Raw genomic sequence first — 12757 nt, 5'->3', positions numbered from 1 at the left:
ATAGCTTATAAAAAGTACTTCATTATAATATGAAAAATTAAGGGAACCAACGGTTCCCTTTTTTGTGATAGACTATGGCTCTCTAAAAAAAATCCAGAAATTGAGGCTATTTTTTTAGATAATCAACGATCAGATCAATCCATTACCGTATACTTTAGGGCTTTTTACATAGTACACTTTTAAGTTTTTTACAATCAATTTCAATGCGATCTTTGTCTTTTATCTTATGCTTTTTCTGTAAGTATTTTCGAGTTACCGTAATTGCTTCTTGCATGATTAGTTGATCGAGCTGCCTTGAGGAAAGGTTGAGACAGGTACGAATGAGGGATGATAACCTAAGTTGAAAGTCAAAGGGATAGTCAACCTCGAATGTTAAGATCATTTCATTCAAAGACAGCAATTCATCGCTTGAAATCTGGTCATATTGTAAAGCATAGGTTACTGTAGCTAAATCGGCATCAACATTGTTTTTTCTTCTCATTTCTTCGGAAAATGCATATTTCCAAGCCAGTTCTGTATCGTTATTTTGAAATTTGTTGAACAATATACTGTCTATTGTAGTCGGTCTAGTACGTGAAAATATGGTCAAATTGTATGTGCTATCGCATTTAACACATCGATAAATCAACCATACGTCAACGTTTTTTTTCTGTGCATTTATTCTGAATTTTTCACTGCAATAAAATTGTTTACTATCGCAGTGGCTGCATGATTTCTTTAATAGTGGTGTATTGTTTGGACTGACAGCCCATATATATTCCTGTTGCATTATTTATAGTCGTGCTTAATATTCTTTGTTAATTTTTTTGAAATTATTCACGATGTTTCTGCTATCACAACACGAGGGTATCGATAGCTTGCATAACAAAAAGGAAATATTTGCTACAGCGGTAAGGTGAATAATAAAATCAAATGAAAACCTGTTTGGATAGGATTACCCAAATAAAAGAATGATTAGCCTGTGGTTTGTGAGGCTAACTAAGCAACTATAAATTTAAGAATTGTGTTCAAAACGTAATCGTTTGGTCTAAATGCTAAGTTAAGTAATTTAATTGAAATTACTAAGAGAGGTTTTGTAGTAACAACATTTCACCGACAGCAATGTAATATGCCATGTGCCGATGAAATGTATGAATGGGAAATTATTCGTCTTTTAAGCTATTGACCGGATTTATTCGTCCTATTTTTAGCGCATGGTAAAAGATGGTTCCAAATGCTATTAACATGCTTGAGATTCCCGCAAGTATAAATGTCCAAACCTGGATATTGATTCTGTAGTTGAAGTCCTGTAGCCAAGTGTTCATTGCCCACCAGCCAATAGGGCAGGCGATTAGAATGGCGATGAAAATAAGTTTTATAAAATCAGCGGATAGCAATTTTATAATTCCTGGCAAACTAGCGCCAAGCACCTTCCGGATGCCGATCTCTTTTGTCCGTTGCTGGGTCACAAATGCGGCAAGTCCAAATAAGCCCAAACAGGCAATAAATATAGCTAACCCTGCAAAAGTTGAGACAATAACCTGAGTCCGTTGTACATCTGCATATAACATGGCAAATCCTTCATCTAAGAAGGTGTATTGGATCTTTTGATTTGGAGAGAATTTATTCCAAACGTTCGTAATTTCCTGAATACTTTGTTCCATTTTGTCTGATTTAAGCCTAATGGACATCATATTCGGACTACCACCAATAACCAATGCCAGCGGTTTAACATCTTCATTACGCATGTTTCCAAAGATAAAATCTTCGACCACAGCAATGATTGTATAAGTTGCATAATTTCGAATTTTTGCACCAATTGGATTCTTGATGTTCAACTCTTTTACCATCTTCTGATTGACTATTATCGCCGCGGAATCTGTTGGCATGTTCATGTTGAAATTACGGCCTTCGAGGATTTTGATCCCGAAGGTGGAGATATAATCATCATCAACAATCCAGTTCTGACCGCCTACACCCACGTCTTGATTTTGTCTACCATCGTTCCAAAATGAATTTCCGTTACGTTTTACGCCATCCATCGTAACTGGTAGGTAATCGCCTATAGAAACAGAAGCCACACTGGACAGTTCCTTTAATTCGTTTTTTAATAACCTTTGCTTTCCATCCAAAGTGCCCGTTCCTCTTAATATGAGCACTTGCTCTTTATTGAATCCTAGGTCTCTATTTAAAATATATTTTATTTGTTGGTTGATGACCAAGGTGCCAATGATCAGGATGATAGATGTTGCGAACTGGAAGATAACAAGTCCATTTCGAAACCAGTTGCGGCTAGATTTTAAATTTAAGTTTCCTTTTAAGACAGCAATCGGCTTAAATTTAGAAAGATACATCGCAGGATAAATTCCAGATACAATAGCTATCAATAAACCGAAGATGAAAAGGGTGGGGATGAAATACCAGGTCGTCCAAGGAAAAACTAAGGATTTGCCGGCAATCTGATTGAAAAAGGGAAGTAAAATCACAGCGAAAAATAAGGCAAATGCGATCGAGATTCCACTGTATAAAAAAGACTCCGTCATGAACTGTATAATGAGGGCCTTTCGACCGGAACCAATTGTCTTTCGGACACCAACTTCTTTTGCACGTGTAGCAGCATTGGCAGTGGACAGATTGATAAAATTGATCATTGCGATAATCAATATAAATGTCGCTATTCCACCAAAAATATAGACCAATCGAATATCACCACGATTTTGACTTTCAATTTTATGAGTTTGGACATCATTGGAATATAGATGAATCTTTTCCAAAGGCTGTAAGGTCATTCTTGCAGTATTCCAAATCTCTTCATTAACTGTCATACCTGCTTTAATCATAGCGGGTTTATAATGATCCTGAATATAGGATTTTGTGATTTTCTTTTCCAATTGTTGAATATCGGTGCCCTCTCTGACTTTAAAATAGGTCGTATAGTTGGAGGCGAGCCAATTTAATTTTTCACCTTCATAAGGTTCATGACCACTTAATGTCATAAAGAAATCAAATCCATATAGATTGGAGTTTGTGGGAATATCGTCAATGACTGCTGTAATGGAATACTCATTTGATTTCTCATTATTTAAATAAATGCGTTTTCCGATCGGATTTCCTTTAAATAGTTTTGCTGCTTTCCGCTTGGTGATTACAATAGTCTTTGGATTGTCGAGCGCATGGCTTAATGAACCAAATATTGTTTTGGTTGGGAAGAAATCCATGATCGCTTGATCCGCAAAACAGAAACCTTCTTCGGAAAATAGTTCGGCATTCCCAGTTGTGGCGACTTGATTGGTTCCAGCACCAAAAAGAGGGTTTGTTAATAATCTTCCGGAGGCAATAATTTCTGGAAATTCTTCTTTTAAAGTAGCGCCCGCTGGAGCAGGTAACGATAATCCTTTTAGAACAGTATTGTCTTTATTGATTACGCCTACTACCCTGAAAAGTAGGTTGGAATCTTTGTAAAATTTATCATAGCTCAACTCATGCTTTACGTACAAAACAATAAGCATACAGATTGCTATGCTAAAAGCAAATCCGCCTATTTTTATTAATGAGAAGAAGCGCTGACTTTTTAAACTTCTCCAAGCAGTTTTTATGTAGATTTTTAACATAGCGGTATCAATTATCAATAGATGACTATTTTATGTTAAAATAGAATTGCAATTGATTTGCCATTGTTTTAGTTGTTTGATTTTTAGTTGTTTATGTTTTGGTGTTGTGCGGAGGGACTGTTCGTATTCGAACATTTCTTGTTCAGATGCGGACAATTACACACTGCAATCGGCGCTGGCAAAATCTATCATTGTTAGCCACCATTGTGTGTCAATTTTGGTAATATAAAAAATAAAAGTGCCTGTGTCGCTGTTGACAATAATGCGTCGACTCTGATTTTCAATACGCTTTACCTGGCTATAGAGATGGTCTAGTTCTTGCGCTTTATTCGACGTAATTTCTTCACCGATAATGCCTGAATAGTGTGTTCTATAAAAAATAATAGATTCGGATAAGGTATGGTATTTACCTTTATTGGCGACAAATACGCCTTTTTTGTAGATTGTTTCGCACTCGAAAAAAGGTCGATCGCTATACGTTATATTTTTTGATTTTGGGATTGAGATCTGATCCTGTGCCAGAAAGTCTTGGTAAGGGTTGTTGATCGAACAATCTGTATGGTGATTAAAAGAAATTTTTGATGTATGTGTCCAACGATTATTGACTCCCAAAGTGGTGATGAAATAGAGACCAAGCTCTTTGTTAAGAAGTGCATTAAACGCGAGACTGTCTTTGTTGTTATATGAATGAATCACCTGATCTACGATCTGTTCGACCGTACGCTGCTGTCCATAGGCAACGATATGGGTGAAACATGATATAACTAATATAATAACTCGTCTCAGGATACGCATGGTCGATCACTGTTTTTTATTCATTACGCTAAGCAAACTTGATACCATTGCTTATTACCATTCACTTGCGACTTTTAGTAAATGTACCATAATATCTCTTTTTTCATATTTTTCAAACTTTTCGGATGTCAATGCATTGCACAAGATATAATCCGCGGAACTGGTGTCGCTGTTAAAACTATTTTCCCAAATGCTGTCCTGCCGATGGTTATTGATAGAAATAATCAAATCACTTTGCAAAATCGCTTTTCGCAAATTTAACTGTGCATAACTACTCGTAGAGAGTAATAGCAATAGGATGAGGTATAAACTTTGTTTGATCATTTAGTCTTTTCTTCTTTTTATGTGATTGTATGATTCGTCAGGTTGGCTACAGCTGGTAAAAAATAAACTTACGGCAGCGACAGCTTTGGTATCAAACTTATCTGGCTTGGGTACTAATGGCTGTTTGGTATATTGACGCAGATAGCGATCATGCGGATCACTCTCCTGGTCATTATCCTTCGTGGACTTGCTGATGTATTGATTTGTTGCTTTATCGAAATTATATTCCTCTAGGTCGGGATAGGAAATGTTATACTCTGCATTGGAAAATATTGCGGTCAACTCAATGCTTCCCGCATTTTCGTATTCTTTTTTCATTGCTAATATTTCAAACCAGCGCTTTTGCGTTGGGTCTACTTGGTTTTCTCTTAAAAAACCCTTCCTGCCGCCATAATTAGAAAGACTTATGGCAAGCTTTTTATCTTCAGTTAGATACAGGTAGGCAGCGAAATTCGTCCGCGCTCGCTGTGGTTTATTATAGATTGCGATGAAGTCATTGAGGTGTTGGTCATTTTGATAGTGGAATGTCTGGTATGCAGGACCTGCATCAAAATCTTCTTTTTGTACAACGAATTTCAACTGTGACATCGGGAGTGATTGCTCATAGAGATACGGGAAATCGAAGCAATTGGCCCCATCGTTGAAAACTGGTTGCACATTGTCATCTCCAAACTGTACAAAAGTCTTTCCCTCTTCGAAGCCTCTAAAATTGACAGATACGGTATCTCCTAAAGTGGGGTTATGGTTTGCATATAATTGAAATTGCGGTAACTGGTCTGGATAGAAAAGGAGATAATCCTTTTCAAAGACATAGGATCCAAAAACCATGGTAGCATAGCCATATAACATGAATTTGCCATCTTCAAAGAGACAGATGCCACTGAGATCACCATATTGTCCGCTGATCGTTTTGGATCTGTCTTTACCGGTTGCGATATAATGATTGACTTCTTGTGCCATAATATTTCTAGTTATAACAATAAGGATAGTGAAACTTATAATTCGTCTAAAGCATGCGATATTGGAGAATGTATTTTTCATGTATAGACCATTGCTGATTTATCAAAGCTAAGAAAGGAATGCTTGCTAAAACTGTGATATTTACGAATCGTAAATAGTTTTTACGATTCGCACATATCAATCTTACAGATTTGATATGTGGTCTATGTGCTCGTTTGTTGAAATAAACTCATTGCATCGACCTTCGTTGCAAAAAATAGCAAGGTAATGAGCAGGCATAGTTCGATCAAAAAAAAGTCAGGATGTAACAGGTATTTGTAATTTGACCAGTGTCCCGCCTTCAGGATTTTTCGTGATTTTTATGCTTGCTTTCCTGCCAAGGAGTTGCAACCGTTCATGACTGATTGTTCCGGAGAGCGAGCGATGTGGAGTTTCTTGGATATTTGGTTCAGACTTGCCACTGTCAAGGATGTCTACAGATAAAATATCTCCATCCAATTGAAAATGAATGTCGATATTGCCTTTACAGGTTTCGAGGTCAATACCATGTAGTAGGGCATTTTCGACATAAGGCTGTATCAACATGGGAGGCAACATGATGGCACTAAGATCCTGCTCGTCTGGCTGAGTAATGTGATAGGTAAAAGCATCTTCAAAACGCATTTGCTGTAAGGTCAGATAGTTTTCCAGTGTTTCGATCTCCTCATTTAAAGGCACTAGATTCTCTCGACTTAACTCCAGATTGCTCCGCAACAAACGACTAAAGCGATTGAGATATTTGATGGCGCTTTCTTTCTTATCTAATCGCACAAAACTCTGTACTGCTGCTAAGGTGTTGAAAATAAAATGTGGTTCCATCTGTGTGCGCAGTAATTGCTGTTGTAGTAGGACTTTTTCTTTCTCCTGGCTTAGGCGTCGCTGACGGAAACTATAGTATAGAAAGAATAATATAATAATCAATAAGATAAGGCCCAAAGAGGATATTACCAGCCACAGGCGATTTTGTTGTAACTGTAGTTTATTGATCTTAATGCTTTCATTCAATGTGCGAATGGATTGATCTTTGGCCTGTAGTTGGTACAATGCATTCATTTCGGCAATAGCTTGTGTGTTTTCCGAATGATAGACATTTCTCTGTAATTGAACAATATTATTGAGGACGGCTATTGCTTCTTCCTTTTTGCCCTGTAAACGGTACAGCTCGGCTAAGCTTTTTTGAAAGAGTATTTCATTATGCGGAAAGATCAATTTGGAGAATTGTGTTCTAAGCTGTTTGGCTTTTACAATATATTGAGCTGCTTGCACGGGCTTCTTAAATAGCACATAAATCGCTGCAACATTACAGTAGTTTACAAACAGATTATTCATCAAGACAGAAGACTCTTTGATATTGCTCAGTCGCTCATCAATTTCTATTTTCAGTAGTTGATAATGTAGCAAGGAATCTTGCTGCTGTGTTGTTTCAAAGTACTGTATTTTCGAATCGTATAAAAAACTGATATTATACTTATCGGGAAATAGTCGGTGGAGTTGCTCTAGTTTGTGGAGGTATGGCGCTATTTCTTTGGCAGGCCTCTGCAACGAATTTAGTGTATAAATCATCTGCACGAATACACGCTGACGATTGATATGCTCCTTTGGAAGCGAATCTGAGAGATGGAGGGCCGCCCGATTCATTTTTTCAGCGAGATTGTATTGAAACGAACTTAGGTTATTTTGTGCCGCAGAGAGCAATATAGCCGATTTCGCTTCTGCAGAAAGTCCTGCGGTGCTGTCCGAGAGAACGATCGCAGCTGCTTTGTTGTAGTAATAGCCGGCTTCGCGTTCTTTTGCTTCGGCACTGCGGATATTGCCAATACCATTATAGATAAGTGCTTTATACTTTAGATTACCGGTGGTAGGTTCGATCAATTCAAGTGCCTGCTCTACAAAAAAGCCTGCGGAATCTTGCTGAAGCATGGCATATAGCCTAGCGGTATTGTATTTAACTTTTGCAAAGAATACGGTGTCATTTTTTACATCAGGATTTTCGCCAAGCTGTCGCCAGGCTCTTTTGAGTGAGTCGCCGTTCGTGGGTGTCAACCTTTTGTCTTCGAGCTCCTTTATCTGTGCTAAAACAGCATCATGGTCTCGGGAAGAAAAAGTCGGTCTTTTGTCGCAAGCTACAATATGTAAAATAAGTAGCAAAAAGAAAATACATTGTAACAGATATCTCATTTCTCTGGGAAAAGCTGGGTTAAAATTATGTTTTTCCTTCGCGATGAAATAGGTATTTCTTCTTTGTTTTTCAATACAATATACTCAGAACGGTTAACACCGGTTATGTACTTACGGTTTACCAGGTAGGACTGATGGGTGCGTAGGAAATATGGAGCGGGTAACAATTCCTCATAATATTTCAACGGTTTGGATATGAGCTCCTTGGAACCATCACTCAGAAAGAAAAAAGTATATGGACCATCACCTTTACAGTATACAATGTCGTGAACAGCAACAATACGTACATTATGAATGGATGTCAGGGCAATACTTTCTGGTAAATCGCCATGGTGCATTGCATTCTGTGCCATGTTTAACTGCTGCATCCATTGCGGATTATTATCGCTGCGACGACGGTAGCGTTCTAATGCTTCTTTTAATTCGGTTTGATCAACAGGTTTTAACAAGTAGTCTAAAGCACCATATTTGATCGCTTTGATGGCAAAATGATTATACGCTGTGATGAATATGACGTTTTGTGGGATAACATTGAGTTTTTTTAGCAGATCGAACGCTGTACCATCCTTAAGTTGAATGTCCATTAGGATCACATCCGGTTTCTTTTCTTCAATTAGTTTTACAGCAGTTCTGACACTGTCGCTCCAACCAATTAGTTCTGTGTCGGTTTCCTCTTGTATGAGGTAACTGATTTCCTTACGGACAGCGGGTTCATCTTCTATTATCGCTACTGTTATCATTTTTCAAACTTTTCTGTTCGGTAAAAATAATAATTGTGAGTAAAAAAATCTTATTCATTTACAATTTGTGCTGTTTTTTTCAATATGTGATACAGATCGCCGGTCAGTATATTCGATAATTTCACGAATCATAAACGATTTTGACGGATTGTAAATGCATAATTAGGTTGGTTAGTGCATTCAGTATATTTGAGTTAAGCATAAAAATAAGTACTATGGAATTAGCGATTGAGATCAATAGCGCAAAAGATTTGGATGTTCTCAAAGATCAACCTATCGACCAGATTGAGAAATTGGAACTGTTTTTTTATACGAGCATTTCGCTAAAATTTATCGAGAAAATCACGAATTTGCAACACTTGTCAATTGCGGGAACTGTTAAGGATGTATCTCCGCTAGCCAATTGTAAGTCACTTAAGCAATTGTTTATTAGTACGAAGGGAGCAGTAAATACATTAGATTTTGTGGAGGAACTGGAGCTAGAGTCGCTGCGACTGGAAGGTTTTACTTCCAAAAGTGATTATCTAATCATGCCTCATGTACCCTCATTACGAAATCTCGAAATTTCCTCTGTATCAAAGATGGGTGATTTATCTTTCTTGCGTGATTTTTCCGGACTCGAACGTATTGCTTTGTTTGAACTCAATTCAAAAAAATTAGTTGATTTTGCTAAATTGGATCAATTAGTCGAATTGCGGTTAACCAATATGTTTCAATTGAAAGATCTGACTGAGTTAAAGACCATTCCCAAACTGAACACACTTTATATTCATGAATTTTTTATCAATAAGAAAATCAAAATAGATAGAAAAAATGAATTGCTTAAAATAGTAGCTGATTTAAAACAGATCGATGAAATCGTACTGACAATTAATGGGGAGAGTTTTAGAAGGGCAGAATTGCTGGCTGAATTGAAAAAATAGAGAAACAATTATGGGATTTTTAAACAAACTTTTTGGAAAGGGTACTAAAATAGGACAGGGTACCGAAGCAGAACAAGGAGCTAAGATAGAGCAAGGTGCTAAAGTAGAACAGGTTACGTCTACAAAGGGGCCAGAAAATAGCTTAGCCTGTTGCACAGAACAGGAATTGATTGAAAGATTTGGTGGAATTGCTTTTGATAAACAGTATGATTTTGCAACGGTCATCAGTAATAATAATTGGAATATTGATATGACCAAAGAGGAGATTAGTTTTGGGCCAAACCTTGATTTTCCGATTCAGGTCTTAGGGACTTTTTCGCATTCGTCCGAAACTTGGCTTTGGGCATGGGCAAATACCAAATCTGGTCTTTCTGAAAATATTACGCAGCAGGCTCTTCAACTAAAAAAATATGGTGAAGATCAAGGGATTGATCTTTTCAGCAACAATAGCTTTGATTTTTCCAAAGATGAGTTGCACCGCATTGGTTTGATCGCCTCCGGAATGTTTGACGCGAGCGCTTATTATATTGCTGATTATGGACAGGGGGCAATGCTGGTGACGATCAAAAGTAATGTTTTAGACCGTCAATATCAAGATGATCATCTTCGGATACTGTCTGTCTTTCCACAGTTAATTTCCCAATTTGAAATGAACCATAAGATTGCTTTGCAGTGGTATTTGGAAAAAAAAGGTTATAAAATATCGGAACAAGGAGCCCAGTTCATAGCAACAAAAGGAGGGGACACGATCACCGCAGAGTTTGATGAGCTGTCGCGTCTTACGAATCTCAATGGATAGAAACGCTAACAGATGAAACTGCTTAAATTAGTGCTGTTCACGTTATTACTTCAAGTAACGCAGGGGTCCTATGGACAGACCGACCAAGAGTTAAGGCTTGTGCAGTCATTTCTTGATCTTAATGCAGCGATTTCCAGTCAAGATTCGATGACCAAAAGAGCACTTTGTGAAGAATTTGGTGAACGATTAATTCAAACACTTGAGCAAGATGATATAATAAATTTTAAGAGTTTTAGAGAGGTGTTGGATAGTTTAAATTCAGATTTTAGCTTGAAAAAATCCGGAGCGTATGAGCTGTTCACCCTCCGAAGTAATTTTGAGCACTGGAATTATGTGTTGAAAAATAAACATGTGATCAATAGGCAAGAAAGAACCTTTGATTACTTCTATGAGCTCCATTTGCTTGATCAGCATCATTACCTACTAATCAAAAGAATGGATGAGTTATCTTTTTCTTGTTATAAGGCTTACCTGTATGAAGATAATTTGGATGTGGTTGATTCGAATAAACATTTTTTATCTGTGTGTAGCTGGACAAATGTTGATGAAAGCCCGTTGCAGAACAAATCTACTCTTGAAAGTGATCAATCGAGTAAGGATCACTTAAAATCCTATCCACCAATACCCATAAAATTCGATGCAAAAAACAGGGAAATCTCTTACACTTTTTATCGCCAATCGGATGGGAGGAAAATTACGAGAAAAGCGAGATACTTGTATGGTGGTTTTGTGATCAAAAGTTATGATGCAAGAATGTTTGAAGAATAAATGTGTATTGAAGTCAGAATTAAGGGGAAGGGAAGGCTAGTTTGCGATGAGCTTTAGATGGGCAAAATGAGACAGCGGTTTCTGATGAAAGAAAAAAATAAGAAAACTCTTGCGCTTAAAATATTGTTATATGAACTAGAATAAGACTGAGTATGGTCTGAGGATGAATTTTATATGAACACAACGATTTGTTTGGTTAATATGATGATACATTTTATCTTTAAATTCATTTAAAGATAAAAAACTCTGCGAGGCCAATTTGAAAACACTGGAAGCAGCCGCAAATACAGCAACAGAAAAAGGGTATCTTGCTGCTTATGAGATTCTTTGGGCAAAGCATATGGGGAACCCCTTTTCTAAGCTGGGCCAGTTTAAAAAAGGTAAGAAATTATTGGAATCGGTTATCATCAAATATCCTGATAATATTGATTTACGTTTTATCCGTTGGAGTGTACAGACACATGCACCATCCTTTTTGAATTATAGTAAAGACAGATTGCGGGATAAAGAGTTTCTGGTACATAACTTATACAAGTTGCCTAATCCAGAAGCTAGAAAAATAATTTATATCTACCTGAAAGATGCAAATAGCTATCTAAAGGGAGAACATATATTCTCCAAAGCAGACCTTACCGAACTATCCAAATAAGCTGATATAGGTTAATATGGGTATTTGGTACGAATAGCTATGATGCCAAAGATTATCATGATGATGCTCATAATAGAAAAGATGGCATATCTATCGGTAAAACCATCACTTATGCCGATACCTTCCTCGTAATATATTTCCATATGAGCAGGTACTTTTTTGGGGTTAATGCTACTTAAATCCTTCACTAGACGAACTTGTTTTTGCTTATAATTGAATTGGAGGATCGGATAATGTAGATATCCGAAACGCTTGTTTTTTACACTGTCTATCCCAATGACATCGGCTTTAATTTTGCTGCCAAAGAGCATCAGCCTGCTGTCTTTGGATAGCCCGTATGCTAGAAATAAACCTAGCAAGAGCAAAATAACACCGAAGGTTCTTATGATGATCATGTTTAAGAATTAAAGGATTACATTATACTTAATACTTATACAAATATAGCTTTTGTAGCTTCATTCTGCCAGCTGATATGGGATTTTGATCAGGCACGAATTTTATTGTCTTATGCTAAGATTTTTGTAAACCATAATGCGCAATTTTGTGTTATCAATAGCAATTAAAACTTTAAAAGATGAAACAGGTATTTATTAATCTCGCCGTGGCAGATGTAAACAAATCAATGGATTTTTATACTCAATTAGGTTTTGAAGTAAATCTACAATTTTGTGATGATGATGCTAAATGTATGGTTTGGAGTGAGCATATTTTTGTCATGATCATGACCCATGATAAATTTAAATCCTTTACGAATAAGCCGATAGCCGATACAAAAAATCATATCGCTGGGCTGTTTGCTCTCTCCGTGGAGAGTCTGGATCGGGTAAATGAAATTGTTGATAAAGGACTGGCGGCAGGAGGAATAGAGCCAATGCCAATGATGGATCATGGTTTTATGCAGTTAAGAAAGGTGGAAGACTATGATGGCCACACTTGGGAGATATTTTATATGGATATGAGTAAATTTCCAGGCGCTTAATATTTACATTCGA

Annotated in this window: 13 protein-coding genes; 5 read left to right on the top strand and 8 right to left on the bottom strand. The window is 37.0% G+C overall.

What is annotated here, in order from left to right:
• Positions 1-154: 154 nt before the first annotated feature.
• From OGI71_RS13745 to OGI71_RS13715, 7 genes are all read right to left on the bottom strand, one after another.
• A complete protein-coding gene (locus OGI71_RS13745; protein WP_282256069.1) occupies positions 155-769 on the bottom strand; it encodes a DUF1062 domain-containing protein in 615 nt (204 codons plus the stop codon).
• A gap of 373 nt (positions 770-1142) precedes the next feature.
• Complete coding sequence (locus tag OGI71_RS13740; protein WP_282256068.1) at positions 1143-3590, bottom strand: ABC transporter permease; 2448 nt, start codon at positions 3588-3590, stop codon at positions 1143-1145.
• A 156-nt stretch (positions 3591-3746) separates the two neighbouring features.
• Entirely contained in the window at positions 3747-4385 is a 639-nt protein-coding gene (locus tag OGI71_RS13735; protein ID WP_282256067.1) for a hypothetical protein, read from the bottom strand.
• 54 nt (positions 4386-4439) lie between these two features.
• Positions 4440-4709: a hypothetical protein gene (locus tag OGI71_RS13730; protein ID WP_282256065.1), complete on the bottom strand. Its 270-nt coding sequence runs from the start codon at positions 4707-4709 to the stop codon at positions 4440-4442.
• The gene (locus OGI71_RS13725) at positions 4710-5669 is read right to left on the bottom strand and encodes a preprotein translocase subunit SecD (protein ID WP_282256064.1); all 960 of its coding nucleotides are present in this window, start codon (positions 5667-5669) and stop codon (positions 4710-4712) included. It lies immediately after the preceding gene.
• Between the two features lie 297 nt (positions 5670-5966).
• Positions 5967-7886: a histidine kinase gene (locus OGI71_RS13720; RefSeq protein ID WP_282256062.1), complete on the bottom strand. Its 1920-nt coding sequence runs from the start codon at positions 7884-7886 to the stop codon at positions 5967-5969.
• Positions 7883-8626, bottom strand: a complete 744-nt coding sequence (locus OGI71_RS13715) for a LytTR family DNA-binding domain-containing protein (protein ID WP_259183248.1) — start codon at positions 8624-8626, stop codon at positions 7883-7885. Before OGI71_RS13715 ends, OGI71_RS13720 begins: the two co-directional genes overlap by 4 nt.
• A 215-nt stretch (positions 8627-8841) precedes the next feature.
• On the opposite strand from OGI71_RS13715, the gene OGI71_RS13710 reads away from it, so the two are divergent.
• The 4 genes from OGI71_RS13710 (at position 8842) to OGI71_RS13695 (ending at position 11765) form a co-directional block, all read left to right on the top strand.
• Positions 8842-9549, top strand: a complete 708-nt coding sequence (locus OGI71_RS13710) for a hypothetical protein (protein ID WP_282256058.1) — start codon at positions 8842-8844, stop codon at positions 9547-9549.
• Between the two features lie 10 nt (positions 9550-9559).
• Complete coding sequence (locus tag OGI71_RS13705; protein WP_282256057.1) at positions 9560-10348, top strand: DUF6882 domain-containing protein; 789 nt, start codon at positions 9560-9562, stop codon at positions 10346-10348.
• 12 nt (positions 10349-10360) lie between these two features.
• On the top strand, positions 10361-11116 hold the full coding sequence (locus tag OGI71_RS13700) for a hypothetical protein (RefSeq protein WP_282256056.1): 756 nt from the start codon (positions 10361-10363) through the stop codon (positions 11114-11116).
• A 259-nt stretch (positions 11117-11375) separates the two neighbouring features.
• Positions 11376-11765 carry a hypothetical protein gene (locus tag OGI71_RS13695; RefSeq protein ID WP_282256055.1) on the top strand — a complete coding sequence of 130 codons (390 nt, stop codon included), beginning with the start codon at positions 11376-11378 and terminating at the stop codon, positions 11763-11765.
• Between the two features lie 11 nt (positions 11766-11776).
• Here OGI71_RS13695 and OGI71_RS13690 read toward each other — a convergent pair whose 3' ends face one another.
• Complete coding sequence (locus OGI71_RS13690) at positions 11777-12160, bottom strand: hypothetical protein (protein ID WP_282256054.1); 384 nt, start codon at positions 12158-12160, stop codon at positions 11777-11779.
• A gap of 179 nt (positions 12161-12339) precedes the next feature.
• Here OGI71_RS13690 and OGI71_RS13685 point away from each other — a divergent pair, with 179 nt between their 5' ends.
• The gene (locus OGI71_RS13685; RefSeq protein ID WP_282256053.1) at positions 12340-12744 is read left to right on the top strand and encodes a VOC family protein; all 405 of its coding nucleotides are present in this window, start codon (positions 12340-12342) and stop codon (positions 12742-12744) included.
• Positions 12745-12757: the final 13 nt, after the last annotated feature.

The organism is Sphingobacterium sp. ML3W, from assembly GCF_029542085.1.
GTDB lineage: Bacteria > Bacteroidota > Bacteroidia > Sphingobacteriales > Sphingobacteriaceae > Sphingobacterium.
Note: the sequence above shows the minus strand (reverse complement) of the source record. Positions and strands in the feature narration are given on the sequence as shown.

What these genes read in the sequence shown, in the direction of transcription:
- OGI71_RS13715 (WP_259183248.1), bottom strand. Translation starts at nt 8,626, where the DNA reads ATGATAACAGTAGCGATAATAGAAGATGAACCCGCTGTCCGTAAGGAA.
- OGI71_RS13725 (WP_282256064.1), bottom strand. Translation starts at nt 5,669, where the DNA reads ATGGCACAAGAAGTCAATCATTATATCGCAACCGGTAAAGACAGATCC.
- OGI71_RS13705 (WP_282256057.1), top strand. Translation starts at nt 9,560, where the DNA reads ATGGGATTTTTAAACAAACTTTTTGGAAAGGGTACTAAAATAGGACAG.
- OGI71_RS13685 (WP_282256053.1), top strand. Translation starts at nt 12,340, where the DNA reads ATGAAACAGGTATTTATTAATCTCGCCGTGGCAGATGTAAACAAATCA.
- OGI71_RS13730 (WP_282256065.1), bottom strand. Translation starts at nt 4,709, where the DNA reads ATGATCAAACAAAGTTTATACCTCATCCTATTGCTATTACTCTCTACG.
- OGI71_RS13735 (WP_282256067.1), bottom strand. Translation starts at nt 4,385, where the DNA reads ATGCGTATCCTGAGACGAGTTATTATATTAGTTATATCATGTTTCACC.
- OGI71_RS13720 (WP_282256062.1), bottom strand. Translation starts at nt 7,886, where the DNA reads ATGAGATATCTGTTACAATGTATTTTCTTTTTGCTACTTATTTTACAT.
- OGI71_RS13690 (WP_282256054.1), bottom strand. Translation starts at nt 12,160, where the DNA reads ATGATCATCATAAGAACCTTCGGTGTTATTTTGCTCTTGCTAGGTTTA.
- OGI71_RS13745 (WP_282256069.1), bottom strand. Translation starts at nt 769, where the DNA reads ATGCAACAGGAATATATATGGGCTGTCAGTCCAAACAATACACCACTA.
- OGI71_RS13740 (WP_282256068.1), bottom strand. Translation starts at nt 3,590, where the DNA reads ATGTTAAAAATCTACATAAAAACTGCTTGGAGAAGTTTAAAAAGTCAG.
- OGI71_RS13710 (WP_282256058.1), top strand. Translation starts at nt 8,842, where the DNA reads ATGGAATTAGCGATTGAGATCAATAGCGCAAAAGATTTGGATGTTCTC.
- OGI71_RS13700 (WP_282256056.1), top strand. Translation starts at nt 10,361, where the DNA reads ATGAAACTGCTTAAATTAGTGCTGTTCACGTTATTACTTCAAGTAACG.